The sequence below is a fragment of the Luteibacter anthropi genome, assembly GCF_023699965.1.
In the GTDB taxonomy this organism is placed as follows: domain Bacteria; phylum Pseudomonadota; class Gammaproteobacteria; order Xanthomonadales; family Rhodanobacteraceae; genus Luteibacter; species Luteibacter anthropi.
Genome location: NZ_CP077072.1, coordinates 4588969 through 4607713, shown reverse-complemented (window position 1 = coordinate 4607713; position 18745 = coordinate 4588969). Strand labels below are relative to the sequence as shown.

The 18745-nt window shown below is 63.1% G+C and carries 24 protein-coding genes and 1 tRNA gene; 7 read left to right on the top strand and 18 right to left on the bottom strand.

Going from position 1 to position 18745, the window contains the following annotated elements:
* Positions 1–5: 5 nt before the first annotated feature.
* Complete coding sequence (locus KR767_RS19550; RefSeq protein WP_250877502.1) at positions 6–956, bottom strand: hypothetical protein; 951 nt, start codon at positions 954–956, stop codon at positions 6–8.
* Between the two features lie 333 nt (positions 957–1289).
* Here KR767_RS19550 and KR767_RS19545 point away from each other — a divergent pair, with 333 nt between their 5' ends.
* On the top strand, positions 1290–1529 hold the full coding sequence (locus KR767_RS19545) for a hypothetical protein (protein WP_250877501.1): 240 nt from the start codon (positions 1290–1292) through the stop codon (positions 1527–1529).
* A gap of 18 nt (positions 1530–1547) precedes the next feature.
* Here the strand turns inward: KR767_RS19545 and KR767_RS19540 are convergent, their stop codons facing one another.
* Positions 1548–1808, bottom strand: a complete 261-nt coding sequence (locus KR767_RS19540; RefSeq protein WP_250877500.1) for a hypothetical protein — start codon at positions 1806–1808, stop codon at positions 1548–1550.
* A gap of 184 nt (positions 1809–1992) precedes the next feature.
* Between KR767_RS19540 and KR767_RS19535 the strand changes: the two genes are divergently transcribed.
* The 4 genes from KR767_RS19535 (at position 1993) to KR767_RS19520 (ending at position 4817) form a co-directional block, all read left to right on the top strand.
* Positions 1993–2838, top strand: a complete 846-nt coding sequence (locus KR767_RS19535) for an alpha/beta fold hydrolase (RefSeq protein WP_250877499.1) — start codon at positions 1993–1995, stop codon at positions 2836–2838.
* On the top strand, positions 2831–3439 hold the full coding sequence (locus KR767_RS19530; RefSeq protein WP_250877498.1) for a TetR/AcrR family transcriptional regulator: 609 nt from the start codon (positions 2831–2833) through the stop codon (positions 3437–3439). Before KR767_RS19535 ends, KR767_RS19530 begins: the two co-directional genes overlap by 8 nt.
* Positions 3440–3450: 11 nt before the next feature.
* Complete coding sequence (locus KR767_RS19525) at positions 3451–4284, top strand: DUF2306 domain-containing protein (protein WP_250877497.1); 834 nt, start codon at positions 3451–3453, stop codon at positions 4282–4284.
* A 104-nt stretch (positions 4285–4388) separates the two neighbouring features.
* The gene (locus KR767_RS19520) at positions 4389–4817 is read left to right on the top strand and encodes a GNAT family N-acetyltransferase (RefSeq protein WP_250877496.1); all 429 of its coding nucleotides are present in this window, start codon (positions 4389–4391) and stop codon (positions 4815–4817) included.
* A gap of 79 nt (positions 4818–4896) precedes the next feature.
* Here KR767_RS19520 and KR767_RS19515 read toward each other — a convergent pair whose 3' ends face one another.
* The 3 genes from KR767_RS19515 to KR767_RS19505 are packed head-to-tail and all read right to left on the bottom strand — an operon-like array spanning position 4897 to position 6899.
* Positions 4897–5493, bottom strand: coding sequence for an NADPH-dependent F420 reductase (locus tag KR767_RS19515; protein WP_250877495.1), 597 nt, complete (start codon positions 5491–5493; stop codon positions 4897–4899).
* A gap of 44 nt (positions 5494–5537) precedes the next feature.
* Positions 5538–5978, bottom strand: a complete 441-nt coding sequence (locus KR767_RS19510) for a DoxX family protein (protein WP_250877494.1) — start codon at positions 5976–5978, stop codon at positions 5538–5540.
* A 48-nt stretch (positions 5979–6026) separates the two neighbouring features.
* Positions 6027–6899: a pirin family protein gene (locus tag KR767_RS19505; protein ID WP_250877493.1), complete on the bottom strand. Its 873-nt coding sequence runs from the start codon at positions 6897–6899 to the stop codon at positions 6027–6029.
* A 96-nt stretch (positions 6900–6995) separates the two neighbouring features.
* On the opposite strand from KR767_RS19505, the gene KR767_RS19500 reads away from it, so the two are divergent.
* Positions 6996–7880, top strand: a complete 885-nt coding sequence (locus KR767_RS19500; protein ID WP_250877492.1) for a LysR family transcriptional regulator — start codon at positions 6996–6998, stop codon at positions 7878–7880.
* A 215-nt stretch (positions 7881–8095) separates the two neighbouring features.
* Here KR767_RS19500 and KR767_RS19495 read toward each other — a convergent pair.
* From KR767_RS19495 to KR767_RS19480, 4 genes are all read right to left on the bottom strand, one after another.
* Positions 8096–8182: transfer RNA gene (locus tag KR767_RS19495), tRNA-Leu, on the bottom strand.
* A 23-nt stretch (positions 8183–8205) separates the two neighbouring features.
* Positions 8206–8784: a cysteine dioxygenase family protein gene (locus tag KR767_RS19490; RefSeq protein WP_250877491.1), complete on the bottom strand. Its 579-nt coding sequence runs from the start codon at positions 8782–8784 to the stop codon at positions 8206–8208.
* Between the two features lie 148 nt (positions 8785–8932).
* On the bottom strand, positions 8933–10036 hold the full coding sequence (gene metX / locus KR767_RS19485) for a homoserine O-acetyltransferase MetX (protein ID WP_250877490.1): 1104 nt from the start codon (positions 10034–10036) through the stop codon (positions 8933–8935).
* Between the two features lie 179 nt (positions 10037–10215).
* Positions 10216–11343 (bottom strand): FAD-dependent oxidoreductase, encoded by a 1128-nt coding sequence (locus tag KR767_RS19480; RefSeq protein ID WP_250877489.1) that lies wholly within the window; start codon positions 11341–11343, stop codon positions 10216–10218.
* A gap of 69 nt (positions 11344–11412) precedes the next feature.
* Between KR767_RS19480 and KR767_RS19475 the strand changes: the two genes are divergently transcribed.
* Positions 11413–12090 carry a TetR/AcrR family transcriptional regulator gene (locus tag KR767_RS19475; protein WP_250877488.1) on the top strand — a complete coding sequence of 226 codons (678 nt, stop codon included), beginning with the start codon at positions 11413–11415 and terminating at the stop codon, positions 12088–12090.
* A gap of 14 nt (positions 12091–12104) precedes the next feature.
* On the opposite strand, the gene KR767_RS19470 is transcribed toward KR767_RS19475, so the two are convergent.
* The 9 genes from KR767_RS19470 to ccmA form a co-directional block, all read right to left on the bottom strand.
* Positions 12105–12773: a tetratricopeptide repeat protein gene (locus tag KR767_RS19470; protein WP_250877487.1), complete on the bottom strand. Its 669-nt coding sequence runs from the start codon at positions 12771–12773 to the stop codon at positions 12105–12107.
* Complete coding sequence (locus KR767_RS19465; RefSeq protein ID WP_284732859.1) at positions 12770–13234, bottom strand: cytochrome c-type biogenesis protein; 465 nt, start codon at positions 13232–13234, stop codon at positions 12770–12772. The genes KR767_RS19470 and KR767_RS19465 overlap by 4 nt, the downstream gene beginning before the upstream one ends.
* A gap of 86 nt (positions 13235–13320) precedes the next feature.
* Complete coding sequence (locus tag KR767_RS19460) at positions 13321–13863, bottom strand: DsbE family thiol:disulfide interchange protein (protein WP_166949039.1); 543 nt, start codon at positions 13861–13863, stop codon at positions 13321–13323.
* Positions 13860–15818 carry a heme lyase CcmF/NrfE family subunit gene (locus KR767_RS19455; protein WP_250877486.1) on the bottom strand — a complete coding sequence of 653 codons (1959 nt, stop codon included), beginning with the start codon at positions 15816–15818 and terminating at the stop codon, positions 13860–13862. Before KR767_RS19455 ends, KR767_RS19460 begins: the two co-directional genes overlap by 4 nt.
* Entirely contained in the window at positions 15815–16282 is a 468-nt protein-coding gene (ccmE, locus tag KR767_RS19450; RefSeq protein WP_166949043.1) for a cytochrome c maturation protein CcmE, read from the bottom strand. Before ccmE ends, KR767_RS19455 begins: the two co-directional genes overlap by 4 nt.
* The gene (ccmD, locus tag KR767_RS19445; RefSeq protein WP_166949046.1) at positions 16266–16466 is read right to left on the bottom strand and encodes a heme exporter protein CcmD; all 201 of its coding nucleotides are present in this window, start codon (positions 16464–16466) and stop codon (positions 16266–16268) included. Before ccmD ends, ccmE begins: the two co-directional genes overlap by 17 nt.
* The gene (locus KR767_RS19440) at positions 16463–17224 is read right to left on the bottom strand and encodes a heme ABC transporter permease (protein WP_166949048.1); all 762 of its coding nucleotides are present in this window, start codon (positions 17222–17224) and stop codon (positions 16463–16465) included. Before KR767_RS19440 ends, ccmD begins: the two co-directional genes overlap by 4 nt.
* 61 nt (positions 17225–17285) lie before the next feature.
* Positions 17286–17918: a heme exporter protein CcmB gene (ccmB, locus tag KR767_RS19435; RefSeq protein WP_250879190.1), complete on the bottom strand. Its 633-nt coding sequence runs from the start codon at positions 17916–17918 to the stop codon at positions 17286–17288.
* Between the two features lie 50 nt (positions 17919–17968).
* On the bottom strand, positions 17969–18577 hold the full coding sequence (gene ccmA / locus KR767_RS19430) for a heme ABC exporter ATP-binding protein CcmA (RefSeq protein ID WP_166949052.1): 609 nt from the start codon (positions 18575–18577) through the stop codon (positions 17969–17971).
* Positions 18578–18745 lie beyond the last annotated feature (168 nt).

Sequence of the window (18745 nt, the reverse complement as noted above, 5' to 3'; positions counted from 1 at the left end):
AAAGATCAATTGACCGCGTTATCCAGTGGCAGGCGCATGTCGATCACCATGGCGCCATCGCCATCGCATGGCTTTTCGTGGTTGAAATAGGTAAGCATCAGCCGCCGGCCAGACACCGACACGGTGTACGGCACCCGGCCCCGGGGAATGAGGTGGCTGAGATCCTCGAAGCGGCCTCGCTGAAAATCCTTCCAGGAGCGCCACGAGATAAGCCGCATGGCGTCGGGGTCTTTTCCCTGGGCATACGATGTCGTGAAGTAATTGGTGGCGAAGTAACGGCCGTTTGCCTTCGTAACACTATTGAGGACGAGTCCGCTCAGGCCGTATGCACCAGCCGCATAATCGTTCTCGTTGCGACGGGAGTGGATGATGGTGTACTTGGCGTGGGCAAAATCATCGATGCGGATCATGCTTCCGCGGCTGGAATTGGCTACGTAGACATGATCTTCCATCAGGGACAACGAGCGCGCGTAGTTCATGTCGGAGAACGGAAAGCTCATCTCCTCGAACGGGCCTGACAGGCTCTTGAACCGGATCAACCGACGACTGCCGTCCAGCAGGTATACATACTTGGAGACGGGGTCGATCACGAGGTCATGAGGCCGGTTGAGGGCCTTTCCGTTGATGTTGCTGATGCTTTTGGGGCGGTCTGCCGTCAGTGAATCCAGCGAGAGGATCGCGTTGGATTCCGTATCCGCCGTGATGTAGCCACCCCATGGCGCCGGGTAAATGGTATGTGCGCCCTTGAGCGTGACATGCGAAGACTTCCAGCCATCTCCCTTGTTGAAGAGGAACCGATGGCCTTTATAGTCGGAAATGATGTCCGTCCGACCTACCCGGGAATACTGGGTAGGCCAGCAGAGAGGGCCCATTTTGTGCGGGGGCTTTACAGGTGTCGCATCGAAGCGATCGGCACCTACGGTCAGGGTGGATGTGGCCAGGGCAGGCAGAGACATACCCAGAAGGCATGCGGGCACCACAAGTTGACGGACCATATGGCCTCAGAAAGTCATTTTGGTTGGGGCGCCCGTGGACAGCAGCATATCGCTGTTTTCGTGTCATTTTGATGTTGTTTGTTAAAAAATCCATTACAGAAGTTTAATGATTGGGGCGTTCCCCCCGCCCAGGCCCGTTGCCGGCCGGGTGCCTGGTTCCGGGCAGGGGCAATAACCTGCGTTTGAAGGAGATCGCGGAGCATTCGCGTGCGACAGCATGCAAGCCCTGGCTGGCACAGTCGCGACGGATGAGACCTCGCTACTTCAGCATGGCCGCCTTCTGATGGAGGCCATATGCAGGACACCATTTACTTCGTCCAGGGATTTCGCGCCGCCGATGGCCAGCGGAATCGCTTCACGGCACTTCCCGGGTTTGCCTGCGGCAGCGCCGACCAGGCCCGGCATCGTGTTGAGACCCTGGGCGCCACGTGTGACGGAGTGATCGCCTGGTGTCAGCAGGCTGATCTAGCCACGGGCGAATACGGAGCGCCGGTGCTCTTGCAGCGCCTCGGGAATGTGCCCGATCTGAGGTGACGCCTGTCCCGGGAGGCTTCAGCCAATCAACCCGAATGAACCGCCCCACTGAAAGATCTGGCGAGCGAACAGCAATCCGGGAATGCTGCCGACGAGGCAGATGGGGGCGGCGAGCTTGCCCAACCCCCAGGCGGTCGACACCTGCAAGCCGAAAGTGTGGAGCAGGAAGGGCAGAAGCAGCACGACACCGCATGTGGCCAGTATGCCGACGACTGCGCCGGCATACCGGATTCTCGGGGCGATCGACGCGCGAACCGGATCAGGATCTCGGAAGACCATGGGGCACCTGCGATGTGTCGTGTGGCCTCATGATACGCCGCGGTCGTTTTGGGTACAGCGGGCAGGGTCGAGGCCTGGGTTATCCAGGCTTTTCGTCTCCGAGCAGCTGGCCCGATTACTCCGAGGTGGCTGGGATTGACGATAAAAGGAATAATATATAGCTTTTGGGGGATATGAGATTCCCATGCGTGAAGGCACTGATATGAGCGGCTCCAGTCACACCTCCCAGCTTCTGAGGCTTGATACCCCTCAGGGCAGAATTGCCTATGAAGTGGCTGGCGATGGTCCTCTGGTCCTCTGCGTGCCCGGCATGGGCGAGCTGCGTTCGAGCTACCGGAAGATCGTCCCCCGGCTGCTGGAGGCGGGTTATCGCGTCGTCCTGATGGATTTGCGTGGCCATGGCGATAGCGACGCTACCTTCAGTGGATATGGCGACGAAGCCACGGCGGCCGACATGGTGGCGCTCATCACCCGGCTTGGTGGTCCGGCGCTGATCGTCGGCAATTCGATGGCGGCGGGATCGGCAGTGCTGGTGGCGGCCACACGTCCGGAACTCGTCAGCGGCCTGGTGCTGATCGGAGGCTATGTACGCGACCCCCGCGTGAGTCCGGTCATGCGTGCGGTGATGCGAATTGCCATGGCACCGCTCTGGGCTGCGACGACATGGAAGGCCTTCCTGCCGAAGCTTTACGCAGGCGCGAAGCCCGATGATTTTGCCGACTACCTCGGCAAGGTCGTGGCCGCATTGAAGCGGCCAGGTTATGCGCGAGCGCTTTCGCTCACGACCCGGACACGTCACAAGGCAGCAGAGGAGGCGCTGCCGGAGGTCACCGCGCCGGCACTGGTCCTGATGGGCGAACTCGACCCGGATTTCCCTGATCCGCAGGCCGAAGCGACCTGGACTGGTACGGCGCTTTCCGCCGAAGTCGTCATGGTTGCGGACAGTGGACACTATCCGCAGTCGCAGCAGCCGATCCTGGTTGGTCACGCGATCGCGCGATTTGCAGACAGGGTGACCCACCGTGCCTAGGGCTGGCCTCACTCACGAACGCGTCGTATCGGAAGCCGGGCAGTTTGCCGATGCCGTCGGTTTGGAGGCGGTGACGATATCGGCACTGGCGGCACGCCTGGGCGTAGCCCAGCCTTCTTTGTACAAGCATATTTCCAGTGTCCAGCATCTGAATCGTTCCATCGCATTAAGAGCGCTTTCGGAACTTGCCGTCGTGCTTTCCCGCGCTGCCATCGGTCGCTCTCGCGGTGATGCAGTGCTTGCGCTTTGCTCAGCCTATCGAGAATGGGGCAGGGCACATCCAGGCCGGTATGCATCCTTGCAGCGGGCGCCCGTTCCGGGCGACACGGAAATGACCACGGCGGCAAATGAACTCGCCGGAATTTTTCTTTCGGTATTCTCTGGCTACGGCCTGGATGGTGACGATGCGATCGATGCCTTGCGAGCATTGCGTTCGGCGCTGCACGGATTCGTTACCCTTCAGGAGCTTGGCGGATTCGGTCTTCCCGTCGATGTGGATCGTAGTTTTCATCGTATGGTCGCGGCTTTTGAGGCTTCGCTTCCCATGTGGCTATCCGCCAATACGCAATCATCCCGGTCCGCCGTATTACCCGTAGCCTGAGTGGAGTTTGCATGGATATAAGCGCTCAGGAATCGACTACTCGCATCCGCACCGTTCGGATCGATATGTTGCGGATGGCAGCGACCACCTGGTGCATGGTCGCGGTGCTAGGACAGCTGGTTTTCGGGGCGTATATCGCTGCCACGTATGCGGTCGCTTCCATTCATGGTCAAACCGCGGCATGGAACCGGGTCTGGCCGTCGGGTTATGTCCAGGGTGAAACGCCTGGTAACCTCATGGTTGCCGTACATGTCCTGCTCGCGGCCCTGGTCACTATGTGTGGCTCACTGCAATTGCTTCCGGTGCTACGTCGCGTCGCGCCTCGATTCCATCACTGGAACGGCCGTGTATATCTCACCACGGTATTGATCGTCAGCGTGACCGGCCTTGGCATGCTTGCTTTCAATCGCGGGTTTGCGGGAGCTTCGCAGAACGGCAATGTGGCTATCAACGGGGTGCTTCTAATCGCATGCAGCGCATTCGCGTGGGTTGCTGCCTCGAGGCGTGATTTTCGTACTCACAGGCGATGGGCACTTCGGGTTTTCGTGCTGGCGGCGGGCGTGTGGTTCTTTCGCATCAGCCTGGCTGGATGGATCGCCATCAACCAGGGGCTGGTCGGCTTCGATCCGGCCACCATGCGCGGTCCGGCACTGATCGTACTGTCGCTTTGTGAATGGCTCGCGCCGCTGGCGCTGCTCGAACTCTATTTCAGGGCAGAGCAGTCCAGGGGTGTGCTGATTCGTTGGGGGGTGGCTGCTTTGCTTGTCGTTGCGGCCTTGGTGACAGGGTACGGTGCCTATTGCGCAAGTGTGGGGATGTGGATACCTGCCATGCGCGCGACGTAACGCCTGCCGCCTCCATTCTGGGGCGCGGGCATTATCTTCCCCCGCAGGCAGCGCGGCGCCGCAGGTACAGTAACGGGATACGGGCTTGGGAAGAGGAGCCATAAATGGCTGAGAATATCGATATCGTCGTTACCGACGATCCGGGTGAGGATGTCCTGGCGCAGATTTCCGGGGCACTCGATGAGTTCAACATAGCGGCTACGGGCATCGCAGATCGAAAGCCACTTGCCGTCCTTGCTATCGACCCTGAAACAGGCCAGGTGCAAGGCGGAGTTACCGGCCGCACCTCGCTCGGCATGCTTTTTATCGATCTTTTCTATCTGCCGGCGCATTTGCGCGGGAGTGGTTTAGGCAGCCGCATGCTCGCAGCGATGGAGGCCGAAGGCCGGCGCCGTGGTTGTTGCTCGGCCGTGCTGTACACGATTACGTTCCAGGCGCCCGAATTCTATCGGCGCCATGGCTGGGTCGTGTTTGGTGAGGTGCCGTGCTACCCCGAGGGGACAGCACGCGTTTTTCTTCGCAAGGACTTATGAAATCCACCCTTGCCGGCCGCTCCTCGTTGTATTCACGGCGCCAATTTTCGGAATTACCGACGACAAGGAAGAGGGCGGCTTAATGTTGCTTGATCAGGCTATGCCTTCCAAGCGGGCCTCGGAACTGCTGCAGCAAACCACCTTCGGCGAGACGACCCAGGATGATGGGGCTGAAGCCAAGTGAGATAACGAGCGACGCAACCTGCATGTTGGCATCGTGATGGTCACCTGAAATGAAAATCACGCGATGACCATAACGCAGGCTCGGATCTTCTGCGAGCACTGGAGCGGGTAGCGTATTGAAAGCCTTGACGACCTTGGCGCCGTTGAATTGCGCTGCCACAACCTGGCTGGATGGCCGACCGCCAAGATCCATTGGCGTGAAGCCTGGGAAGTCGATCGCGTTGGTGGCATCCACTATGATCTTGTCGGCCCAATGACTGCGTAGTTCAGCGACATCACCAATGGCTCCGAACGGCACCGCAAGGATGATCACTTCGGCATCTAGCGCGTCGGTGACGTCCACGGAATTCACGATCGGAGCGAGCGCCTCCAGTTCACTTTGAACCGAAGCTGGCCCGCGACGATGTGTGATGAGGGCTTTAATCTTGCCGCGCGCAAATTGCTTGGCAAGGGCGCCCCCGAGGGCGCCTGCTCCGATGATGGCATAGCTCATGAGGTGTAACCCGATAGATTATCGACGGAATGTATGGGTGAAGATCATTTGCGCGGCTTATTGTCGAGACTGAGCGGGCCCGCGCCATTGACGGTCAGCAGCAGGAAGGCGCCCGTGATCGATACATTCTTCATGAACATGATCATCTGCACCTGGTCGGAAAAATTGGTGTGAAAAAAAATGCCCGTCAGCAGAGTAAAACCTGCCAGAAGGAAAGAAACGATTCGTGTTCTCCAGCCGAGCATGATGGCGATGGACCCGAATACTTCGGTGATGATCACCAGTGGGAGTACGACGCCGGGTACGCCGACGGAGGTCATGTAGCCTGCGGTAGCGGTATAGGCCGTGATCTTGCCGATGCCTGAAAGCAGGAATAGTCCCGCGATCAGCACACGACCAAGCAATTCGGCAGCGCTCTTGATCGTAAGCCTCGATTTGGCGGGCGTGTTGTTGACGTTGGAAACGGTTTCGATCTTGGTGCTCATGAGCGGTCTCTCATCGGGATGGGTAGGTCATTGGATGGGCGCGGGTATCTATTTCAGGCGCCCCGTCGCACGCAGCTCCCGACCGATTCGTGCGATTTCCGCTTCACCTTGGGCGAGTGCGTGAACGTTGGTGTGGACGGAGTACTTGCCTGTCACCAGAGGATAGGGATGCTTTGCGGCGGCGCCCAATACGAAGGACAAGTCGTCATCGGCGACTACGTCGATGGCGTGACTGGATTCTTCAAAGATAACGAGGTCGCCGGCAGCAAGGCTCTCAGGCAGCGAGGTCGAACCCTTATGCAGCGCGAGCCAAGCCACGGTCTGGTTCGGATTCGGCTCAAAGCGCCAGTGCTGACCGGCCTTCAGGCGAACATGCAGATAGGTGATACCCGTCGGAGCGCGAATCGGGCTGTTCGCGCCCTTGTAGTGTCCAAGCAGAACCCGTACTGGACCGACGACAGGCACGTCTTCCGGCGCAATATTCTGGCTTTCGGGTGCGCCGTTCTCCATTTCTGGCGGCAGCGTTACCCACAGCTGGAAGAATTCCAGTGGCGTCGTGCCGACGATATGACCGTCGTGCCACACACCGCCCGCGGCCCTCATCCACTCCAGCCCACCAGTCTGCACCTCGCCCTGCTTTCCGGTCGTATCTTCGTAGGCCGCGCGACCTTCCAGCACGGCGGTCAACGTGGCGATGCCTGAGTGCGGGTGAATACCGAACAAGGGATTGGCCGATGGCGGCACCACGCCGGTATCAAGGAAAACAAAGGGCTTGATCCACTGGCCGAGATCGGAAGGGCTGACCAGGCGAGTAATGGGGCCGTGCTGATAGCCGCTTGTAATCGTGCGGATTTTTCGCGGATGGCTGGCAAGCTCGCCGGCCGGTTCGGGACGGTATAGGAATGAAGTATCAGCGGTCATGAGGGCACCCTCGTCTACGATGGGCGAAGCCTAGGTGCTGGTGCTGCATCTGAATAGGCTATATATTTCGATGCAATCCATCGTTATGGACGATACATGCTCGACTCCGTCACATTGGACCAGCTTCGTACGTTCATTGCCGCTGCGGAACAGGGCAGCTTTTCTGCTGCGGGTCGCAAACTGCGCCGCGCGCAATCGGTGGTGAGCCAGACGCTGCACAATCTCGAAGCGCAGCTCGGCGTCTCACTGTTCGATCGCAGCGGGCGCTATCCCAGGCTTACTGAAGCGGGGGTGGCGCTACTGACCGAAGCGCGAGGTGTCGCCGATCAGATGGACAGCTTTAAGGCTCGTGCCCGCGCCATGAAGGACGGCCTGGAGCCCGAGCTCTCAGTGGTGGTCGATGTGATGTATCCCATGGAGGGGCTCACGCGCGCCGCGGCGCATTGTCGCGAGTTTTCCCCCAACACATCCTTGCGCGTCTATGTGGAAGCGCTGGGTGGTGTGATCCGGCCGGTGATCGATGGTGTGTGCCGTATTGGCATCGTGGGTTCTCTTCCAGTGATACCCGATGAACTTGCTTCGGAGCCACTGATTGACCTTCCCTTCATTACAGTGGTGGCGCCGTCACACTCGCTCGCCGAGCGTAAAGGCCCCATCAGCCGAAAGCACTTCGAAAAGCAGGTACAGCTTGTACTGACGGATCGCACGACACTGTCCGAAGGCAGAACCTTCGGCGTGCTCTCGCCATTAACGTGGCACCTCGCCGATCTGGGTGCCAAGCACGCGTTTTTGACCGCAGGATTGGGCTGGGGACACATGCCCTTGCACATGGTAAAGAAGGATCTCTACGCAGGAACCCTGGTGAGGATCAAGATCGAGGGGCTCCCGCGCGAATCCTATCTCCCCATGCATGTGGTCTATCGTAAGGACACGCTTCCCGGGCCAGCAGGCCGTGCCTTCATTTCACAATTGCGCTTGTGACGACGCCTTCGTCGTCGAAGGTATTCCCATGTAAGGCATAGGTTGAGGCGAAAAATGCAAGGAAAATGCGTCCGCCTGCATTGCTCGGCAATATTGGAGTGCTCGGCTATCCAAGCGAGCAAGTATCAAGGCTCGCGACTTCCAATCCTGGAAAAATTGCAGAAAAAAACCAGAATTGCGGAAAGCAATTCTGGTGATTTTTATCGCTACGTCTTTGGTGCCGGAAGTGGGACTCGAACCCACACGCTTTTAAGGGCGGCGGATTTTGAGTCCGCTGCGTCTACCGATTCCGCCATTCCGGCGCGGGACGGGCATTATGCGTGAATCAGTGGACCTGGTCGAGACCCAGCTGACGTTCGCTGCGGTGGTACCAGTCGTCGCCTTCCGGATTGAACACGGCGCACTGGGTCATGCGGCCCGAGTAGATGTGCAGGCTGACGGCCACCGAATCGCCGCTGGGGTTGCGGATGGTGTGGTACTCGTGCGGCGGGATCAGGCTGCCAGCGGAGCCGGGGCCGGCCTGGATGGAGCCGACGGGGCGGAACTGGTAGCGGTCGGAGTCGTGGCCGAGCAGCTCGTACTGGACGATTTCCAGCGCGCCGTTCCATACGCCCTCGACGCACCACATGCCGCTGTGGTCGTGGATGAGGGTGCCCTGGCCGGGGCCCCAGGTCATGGCCACCACGCTGTAGCCATGCTCGTCGCTGCGGTAAAGCTCACGACGGGCGTAATGGTCGCCGGCAGTCTCGAACACGCAGGCCGGAAGCTCGACCTCGCGGGAGCGGATCAGCTCGCAGAGGCTGGTGCGCAGGGTGTCGGTAATCTTGGGAGTGGTGGGCTGGGCGACGGAGGCATCGATGGCATCGATGAGCTTGCGACAGCCAGGAAACTCGACCGTGATCATGGGTGCTGACCTCTTCAAAGCGGTGCCACGCGGGGACGCGGCTCGGTTTCGATGATACCAGTCCCTTTGGGGATGCGCCTTTTGTGAGCGGGTGGGGTGGCTGTGGGCTGCGCGTATTCGTTATCCCGGTCGCGCGCAAGGCGCGCTCCTACAGGGAGTTTAGGAAGTCGCCTATGGCCCGGCTGTAGTTTTCGATGTCTACCAGGAAGGCGTCGTGGCCCTGGGGCGAGTCGAGCGCCACGAATTCGACCCTGGCGCCGGCGGCTTCCAGGCCCTTGGCGATGGTTTCCTGCTGTTCCAGGGGAAACAGGATGTCGGTGCTGACGCCGATCACCAGGGCCCGCTCCACCGCGATCCGGCCCAGGCCGCGCATGACGTCGCCTTCGCCGTATTCGGAGACGTCGAACCAGTCGCTGGCGCGCGACAGGTACAAATAGCTGTTCGGGTCGAACTGGCGGTTGAAACGGCGGGCGTGTCCTTCGAGGTAGGACTCCACCTGGAATTCGAAGCCGAAGGGTTCGTTTTCCTCGCGTTGCTCGGGGTCCAGCCGGATGCGGGCGAAGCGTCCGTTCCATTCCATGGCCGAACGGTAGGTGATGACGCCGAGCTTGCGCGCGATGCTCATGCCGTGTTCCGGCCACTGCTCGCCGTCGTACTGGCCTTCGTTCCACTGCGGGTCGAGGCGGATGGCCTCGCGTTGCAGCGAGCGGATGGCGATGGCGAAGGGCTGTGCCTGTGGCGCGGTATCGACGCTGATGTGCGTACGGACCGAGCCCGGGTGCAGGATCATGTAGGCCAGCGCGCTCATGCCGCCCATGGAGCAACCGGTGAGGCATTCGAGTGTGTCGATGCCGAGCCCGGTCACCACTTCGTAGGCTGCATTGGCCACGTCTTCCAGCGAGAGCTCGGGGAAGTCGAGGCGATAGGGCAGGCCGGTAGCGGGGTTCAGCGAAGCGGGGCAGGTGGAACCCTTGTCGCTGCCCAGCGAATTGACGCAGATGACGTAGTGACGATCGGTGTCGAATGCGCGACCCGGGCCGATCATGTCCTCCCACCATCCCGGTGACGGGTCGATGTCGTTGGAGGCGGCGTGCGCGCTGGGCGACAGGCCGGTGAGGATGAGGATCGCGTTGTCCTTCGCTTCGGTCAGCGTGCCCCAGGTCTCGTAGGCCACCCGTGCGCCATGCAGTTCGCCACCGCGTTTCATGCGGAAGGGAGAGGACAGGTCATGGTATCGGCGTGCGTCGCCCATGGAATCGCTCGTTCCTGGAAAGCACGAAGCGTAACGCGTCCACCCCACGACCGTCTTGCCCGTCGAGCGCGTCCACCCCACGACCGCCTTGCCTGTTGTAGGAGCGCGCCTTGCGCGCGACCGTTCGCGGCGAGAACGGCCGGGGTTTTCGTATCAAACGGTCGCGCGCAGGCGCGCTCCTACATGGTGTGCTGGTTGAAGAATGCCACCAGGCTGTGGGGGGAATTATCGCCGAACAAGGTGACCAGGCTCTCCTGTGCCTCGATGGCCGCAATCGCACTGCGCTTGAAAAGCACCGCCTCATACGCCGCCAGCGCCGCATCGAGATTCCCTGGATGCTCAACGATCGCCCTGGCCAGTTCGGCGCCGTCCAGCATCGCCAGATTCGCCCCTTCCCCCGATGGTGGCATCAGGTGCGCCGCATCGCCCAGCAAGGTCACGCCAGGCACGCGATCCCAGCGATGGCCTGCGGGTAGCGTCTGGATGGGGCGAAGCACGGCCGGTACGTCGCCATCGGTGATCAGTGCGCGCAATTCGGGCGCCCAGCCGATGAATTCGTCGGCGATGCGTGCGGCTGCCTCTGCCGGGCGCGAGAAGTCGATGCGTGAAAACCAGGCTTCCGGTTTCTGCAAGGCCACATACGTATGCAGAACGCCATTCGGCTCGCGGTGCGCCATGATGCCCTTGCCGGGCGCCAGCGCGTACATGGCCCCGCTGCCGACGGCCCGGGCGCTTGCAGCGTGGCGGTTATCGCAGTCGTGCAGCCAGGTTTCCACGAACGACAGTCCCGCATAGGCCGGCGTGGCCGTGGACAGCAGCGGCCTGACCTTCGACCACGCCCCATCGGCGCCCACCACCAGATCGGCCGCGACGCTGGTGCCATCCGCGAAGACCAGGGCATGGCGCCCGTCGTGCTGCCGGAGCACCCCGGTGAGCTTTCTTCCCCAGCGCACCGTGCCGGCAGGCAGTGCGTCGAGCAGGATGCGCCGCAAGTCACCGCGAGGCACTTCCGGGCGCTGCCCATGCCCATCGTCCGGCTGGTCGAGCAGCACGTTGCCATGTCTGTCGAGGGTGCGTGCGGCTTCGCCGCCGATATGCACGATGGAGCGGAAGGCCTCGGCGAGCCCCGCCGCGACAAGCGCGGGCTGTCCGGTGTCGTGATGGATGTCGAGCATGCCGCCCTGGCCCCGGGAGGCAGGGGATGCCTCGGCCTCGTAAACGGTGGCGGCCATGCCGTGCATGCGAAGGACCTGGGCCAGCAGCAGGCCACCGAGGCCTGCACCGACGATGGCGATGGAAGGAGTCATGGGAATGGATTCAATGGAACGACGTTCCATAAATATTGGAACGTCGTTCCATTGATGTCAAGATAGGCCATGGCTAGAAAACCGAACCCCCAGCGTCGCGAGGACTCCCTCTCCCGTGAACGCATCATCGACGCCGCGATCGAGCTACTGGATGCCAGCGGCGAGGCCGGGCTGACCTTCCGGGCCCTCGCCGAGCGGCTGGCGACGGGACCGGGCGCGATCTACTGGCACGTTGCCGACAAGAGTGACCTGCTGACGGCGGCCTGCGATGCCCTCATGGCCCGTACGCTGGAAGGCGTCGCCAGCGAGGCTGCCCCCGATGCCACGATCCGTGCGGTGGCCCTGGACGTCTTCGACGCCATCGCGGCGCATCCGTGGATCGGTTCGGCGCTGACGATGGCGCCCGGCCAGTCGCCGGGTGTGCGCATCCTCGAACGCCTGGGCCAGTCGGTATGTGCGCTGGGTGTGCCTGAGGCCGCGCAGTGGTCGACGGTCTCCGTCTTGCTCAGTTACATCCTCGGCGTCGGTAGCCAGCATGCGACCAATATGTATCTGGCGCGCGCGCAGAGCATGAATCGTGCGAGTCTGCTGGCCGACGTTGCGAAAGCGTGGTCGGAACTGGATGCGGACGACTATCCGTTCACGCGCGGCATCGCCACGCGCATGAGCGCGCACGACGACCGCGAGGATTTCCTTGCCGGCGTGAACCTCATCCTCGGAGGAATCGGTGGGGCATCATCCGGTTGATGTCACGCAGGTGATCAGTGTGGTGCGGAAGCTGCGCGCTCGTCCGCCAGCTCGATCTGTTTTGCGACGGCACGTGCCACGTTCGAGTCAGGGTCCAGCAGCGGTTGCAGCTTTTTCCATGTAGCGGACGCCTCCGCGAAGCGCTCCTGCTGGAAGTCGCTGATGCCGAGCAGCCACAGGGCGCGCTGGTTCTGTGGATCGAGGGCCAGCGCGGATTCGAGCAGTTCGCGCGAGCGGCCGTCGAGGCGATGATCGTCGCGCACCAGTGAATCGGCTTCGGCCCAGCCGATCATGGCGGTGGCGTTCTTCGCATCGGCCTTGAGTGCGCCGTCAAAGGCATCGCGTGCATCCGCGGGCCGCTTCAGCATCGCGTAGGCCTGGCCGAGCATCACCCAGGCGGTGACGTCGTCGGGGTGTGCCTTCACCTGGTCGCGCAGGCCGGTGATGGCCTGGTCCACGGTCAGTTCCTTCGCCGGTTCGACACCGGCGAGCGTCTGCGGATTGCCGACCAGTGCATAGATGCCCACACTGGCAGCCGGTAGTGCGATGGCGACGACGACCGCGATGACGAACGGCCCGCGCGGACGTCCTTGCCTGCGTCCATGACGCACGAGCGGAACCAGCAGCAGGGCGAGGGCGGCGGCGAGCATCGCCGCGGCGATCAGGTAGAACGCAAGGGTCACCAGTCGTCCCCGTTGTCGGATGGTGCGATGACGGCGCCGGTCTGCTGACGGGCGCGACGACGCACCTGCACGAAGACCACGCCGCCACCGATGGCAAGCAGTACCAGCGGGCCGAACCAGAGCAGCCATGTGGATGGGCGCACGGGTGGCTTGTAGAGCACGAAGTCGGAGTAGCGGTCGACGAGGTAGGCCTTGATCTCGTTGTCGCTCTTGCCGGCCTGCATCATTTCGAAGATCTGCCGGCGCAGGTCGTGTGCGATGGGCGCGTTGGAGTCGGCCAGGGTTTCGTTCTGGCACATGGGGCAGCGCAGTTCGGTGCTGAGTTTCTGGAAGCGCAGTTCTTCGGCGTGGTCGCGGAAGGGGAGCGGCTGGATGGCCTGGGCCAGGGACAGGGCGGGCCACAGGGCGAGCAGGAAGACCAGCGCGAGTAACGGTCGCGCGCAAGGCGCGCTCCTACCCAAGCCGCCATGCCGCAAGGGTCGCGCGCAAATGCGACGAGTTTCCTGTAGGAGCGCGCCTCGCGCGCGACCGGATATCCCGGCACGCCTCACGACCGCTCCCTCGCCAGCGCCGCCAGTGCAGGCCGAATCTCACCCTCGATCACCTCAGGCGTGATCGGCCCCACGTGCTTGTACCGGATCACGCCGCGCCCATCGATGAGAAAGGTTTCCGGTGCGCCATACACGCCAAAATCGATGCCGGCACGACCATCGCGATCAGCGACGATCGTGTCGAACGGATTGCCATGCTGGGCAAGCCACGCGGTGGCTTCCGCCGGATCGTCCTTGTAATTGAATCCGATCAACGGCAATCCAAGCTGCCTCATGCTACCCAGCAGCTGCGGATGTTCATGCACGCACTCGATGCACCAGCTGGCAAAGACATTCACGAAATACGGCTTGCCCAGCAGCGATGCCTTGTCCACGCTGCGCCCGGGCTCACCGAGCACGGGCAGCACGAATGCAGGTGCCGGCTTGTCGATCAGCGGCGAGACGATCTCGCGCTGGTCGTGCTGCGTGTTCCACCAGATACCGAAGCCGAAAAGAGCCACCAGTACGAGAAAGCCGATCAGGGGCAGCAGGCGACTCATGCCACGCTCTCCACCACAGGCGCCGCTGCAGGTGCCTTCTTCGCACGGAAACGGCGCTCCGCCGCCGCCAGAAAGCCGCCGGCCATCATGAACAGGCCGCCCAGCCAGATCCAGCGCACGAAGGGCTTGTGATAAAGCCGCACGGCCCAGGCCGCTTCGGGATGGGCCGCATCCATCGGTTCGCCCAGGGCAACGTAGATATCGCGCAGCAGGCCCGGATCAATGGACGATTCACTCTGCACCTGGCCGCGCGAATAGGTGCGTTTCTGCGGATGCAGGGTGGCGATGGTGTTGCCGTCGCGCATCACGGTAACCACGCCTTCATCGGCCTGCCAGTTCGGGCCTTCGGTTTCGCGTACGCCTTCGAAGCGGAACTGGAAGCGGCCCACGGTTTCGGTCTGTCCCGGCGCGAGCCGCACGTCGCGCTCGGTGCTGAGCGATTCGGACAACATCACGCCGATCAGGAAGATCGCCACGCCCGCATGCGCCACGAGCATGCCGGCCATTTCCGCCGGATAGCGGCGGCCTGCCGGCATCTCGCGCCAGCGCTTGATCACGTACGACAGCGTGCCCGCACCCACCCATACCGCACCGGCTACACCGGCAACGGCACGCAGCTTGCCGTCGGCAAACCACGCGGCCGCAAGGGCACAGATCACGGCGGCGATGCCGGCACGCAAGGCCATGGTCGTCAACTGGCGACCTTCGGCATGGCCCCAGCGCAGATAGGGGCCAAACGGCAGCAGCAACACGGCAGGCGCCATGAGCAGCACGAAGAGAAAACCGAAGTAGGGCGGTCCCACCGACACGCGACCGAGGTTGAAGGCATCGCCGATCAGCGGAAACAGCGTGCCCAGCAGCACCATTGCCGCTGCCGTGGTGAACAGCAGGTTGGCGACCATGATGCCGGTCTCGCGCGAAAGTGCGGAGAATGGCTTGCCATTGGCCACCTTCGGCGCGCGGATCGCATACAGCAACAGCGAACCGCCGATGACCACGATGAGGAAGCCAAGGATGTAGAGGCCGCGGCGCGGATCGGATGCGAAAGCATGCACCGAGGTGAGCACACCCGAACGCACGAGAAAGGTGCCCAGCAGCGACAGCGAAAAGGCGAACAGCGACAGCAGCACCGTCCACGCCGGCAGCGAACCGCGTTTCTCCGTGACAGCCTGGGCATGGATCAGGGCCACGCCCACCAGCCACGGCATGAACGAGGCGTTTTCCACCGGATCCCAGAACCACCAGCCGCCCCAGCCCAGCTCCGCATACGCCCACCAGCTACCGGCGACGATGCCCATGGTGAGGAAGGCCCAGGCGACGTTCGTCCACGGACGTGCCCAGCGCACCCAGGCCTGCTCCATCTCGCCACCCAGCAGCGCGGCGATGGAGAAGGCGAAGGCCACAGAGAAACCCACGTAGCCCATGTAGAGCACGGGCGGGTGGAAGGTCATGCCCGGGTCCTGCAACACGGGGTTGAGGTCGCCGCCGTCGGCCGGCATCGGCAGCTCGCGCAGGAAGGGGTTGGAGGTGAACAGGATGAAGGCGAGAAAGCCCACGCCGATCAGGCCCAGCACGCCGAGCACGCGGGAAACGAAGGCATCGGGCAGGTGCCGGCTGAAGGCGGCCAGTGCCAGCGACCAGATGTTGAGGATGAACACCCACAGCAGCATCGAGCCTTCGTGCGCACCCCAGACGGCGGTGATCCGGTAGTACCAGGGCAGCGCGAGGTTGGAGTTATCGGCGACGTAGGCCACCGAGAAATCGAACGCCAGGAAGGCGTGGATGAGGATCGCCATTGCCGCGAAAACGAACACGGCCTGTCCCGCGGCGGCGGGGCGTGCCACGGCCATCAACGCGCCATTGCCACGCCAGGCGCCGATGATGGGCAGGATGCCTTGCGCGAGCGCCAGCAGCAGCGCCAGGATCAGCGCGAACTGGCCGAGTTCGGGGATCATTTCTTCGCGTCCTTGTCTGCCGGCGCATCGATGTGTCGCTTGTCGTGCGCCTTGGCCATGGCGTCCTTCAGTTCCTTGGGCATGTAGTTCTCGTCGTGCTTGGCGAGTACTTCGCTGGCGATGAAGCGGCCGTCGGCCATGCGGCCGGTGGCGATCACGGACTGGTTGTCGCGGAACAGGTCGGGAAGGATGCCGGTGTATTCCACGGGCATGGCGCCGGCATCGTCCACGACGATGAAGCTCACCTTGAGGGTGTCGCCGGCACGCTGGATGGAGCCGGCCTTCACCATGCCACCGAGGCGGAAGGTGGGGTACTGCGTGGCCTGGCCTTCCTGCACCTGGCTCGGGGTAAACAGGTAGTTCATGTTCCGCTGCAATGCGAACACGGTGAGGCTCACCGCCACGGTGGTGGCGGCGACGATGGAGATGACGATGGACAGACGGCGCTTACGGGTGGGATTCATTGCTTGAAGGGGTTCCGGGCCGGCGGCGGTTTTCCTGGCGCACGAGCCGCGCGCGGAGATCGCGCAGGTTGCGGCGGCGCCGGGCGACGGGCGCCAGCGAATCGATCAGGAGGACGATGAAGAAGACCGCGAAGGCGGTCCATACGTAGAAGCCGTAGGCCCCCATGGCCAGCGAACCGCTCATGCGCGCTCCTGTGTACCGAGGGCGAGGTCGCGCACCCAGCCCTTGCCGCTCTCGGCGGCAAGCAGGTCGGCGCGGACGCGGGCGAAGAGGCTGGCCACGTAGTAGCACTTCGTGGCGAGCATCATGGTGAGCAACGGCCAGACCATGCTCGCATCCATGTGCGACGGACCGAGCAGGCGGATGGTGGCGCCCTGGTGGAGGGTGTTCCACCAGTTCACCGAGAAATGCACGATGGGCACGTTGACCGCGCCGATCAATACCAGGAACGACGCTGCACGGGCGCCCTGGCGGCGGTCTTCGAAGGCGTGGTAAAGGCCGACGATGCCGAGGTAGATAAACAGCAGCACCAGCTCGGAGGTGAGCCGGGCATCCCAGGTCCACCAGGTGCCCCACATGGGCTTGCCCCAGAGCGATCCGGTGACCAGGGTGATGAGGGTGAAGGCGGCGCCGATGGGGGCTGACTCCATGGCCACCGTTTCAGCGAGCTTTACCCGCCAGACAAGACCGACGAAGGCGGCCACGGCCATGGCGCCGTAGATGAACAGGCTCATCCAGGCACTGGGCACGTGGATGAAGATGATCCGGTAGGCATCGCCCTGCTGGTAGTCGGCAGGGGCAACGAACAGGCCGCCGTAAAGCGCCACGGCGCCCAGGATAAGTGCAAGGCCGAGGGCCCACGGGCGCACGGCACCCGCGAAGCGGTAGAACACCGGGGGCGAACCGAGCCGGTGCAGCCATAGCGGAACCCAGTTAGCCATTGGCCCTCGTCATTGTTCGTACCTTCACGGTAAGTGCCTCCCGGGCCCGTGTGGGTTTAAATCATGTGTCCATCGCGATGCGCAATGCCGCAGCACACGCGAGCGGACCGAGGACCACAGCCATTGCCAGTCCGGCACCGAGCCACGCCATCGGCGCGACCCAGGGCAGGCCTTGTTGTGCGGCGGATACCGCCCCCGCGGCGAATATCACCACCGGCACGCACAAAGGCAACAGCATGAGCGCCAGAAGCATACCAGAGCGCCGCGCACCGCCTGCCAGCGCCACCAGCACGGCACCGAGCAGGCTGAGCAAGGGTGTGCACAGCAGCAGCGCCAGTAGCAGTACGGGCAGCGCGCTTGCCGGAAAGTGCAGCATCGACGCGAGCATGGGTGCGACGACGATCAACGGCAGGCAGGCGGTGAGCCAGTGCGCGAGGATCTTCATGCCCACCAGCAGGGCCAGCGGCTGGGGGGCGAGCATCAGCTGTTCCATCGAGCCGTCCTCGATGTCGCCACGGAAGAGTCCGTCGAGCGAGAGCAGGATCGACAGCAGCACGGTGACGAACACCACACCCGATGCGATACGCGCAAGCAGGGCCGGCTCGGGGCCGATGGCGAAGGGAAACAGCGTGCCGACGATCAGGGCGTAGAGCACCGGCATGGCGATGTCGCCCCGGCGACGCCAGGCGAGCATCAGGTCGCGGCGCAACAGGGCGACGCAGGCGGAGGACGTGCTGCCTGGGCTCACGCGTGCAACCGGATGCGACGCAGGGCGTCGCCCGCGAAAGTCACGGCGCCGTGGCTGGTCACCAGGGCCGCGCCGCCCCGCGAGGCATGCAGCGCGAGCAGGCGGTTGACCAGGGCGATGCCTTCGCGGTCGAGGTTGGCGTAGGGCTCGTCGAGCAGCCAGACGCGGGCGGGCAGGAGCAGCAGGCGCGCGAGCGCGGCGCGCTTTTTCTGCCCGGCGGAAAGACGGCGCACCGGTTCGTCCTCGTAGCCGGCGAGACCCACCTCGGCCAGCGCGGAGGTGGGCGTCGTATCGCTGCGACGACCGTAGAGGGCCATGGCGAGGTCGAGGTTTTCGCGGGCGGAGAGATCGGCCTTGAGACCAAGGTGGTGGCCCAGGAAAACCAGGCTGCCAGCATCCCCCGCCACGTGCAGCTCACCTTCGCTGGCATGCAGCAGGCCGGTAAGCACGCGCATCAAGGTGGTCTTGCCGCTGCCGTTGTCACCTTCGACAAGGGCGATCTCGCCCGCATGCAGCGCGAAGTCGAGCGGCCCGAACACGGGCTCGTCCTGGCGGAGAAAGCCAAGGGCGCGGGCTTCGAGCAGGGGAGCATCGACAAGAGTCATCCGCCGATTGTTGCGGCACCCGCGCGGTAATGTCCATGCCACAGTCTCCCCTTGTAGGGGCGCGCCTCGCGCGCGACCGGCGGTGCCGCTCCGTAACTGGTCGCGCGCAGGCGCGCTCCTACAGAGGCAACGGAACCGGCGTGCCTCACACTTGTAGGAGCGCGCCTC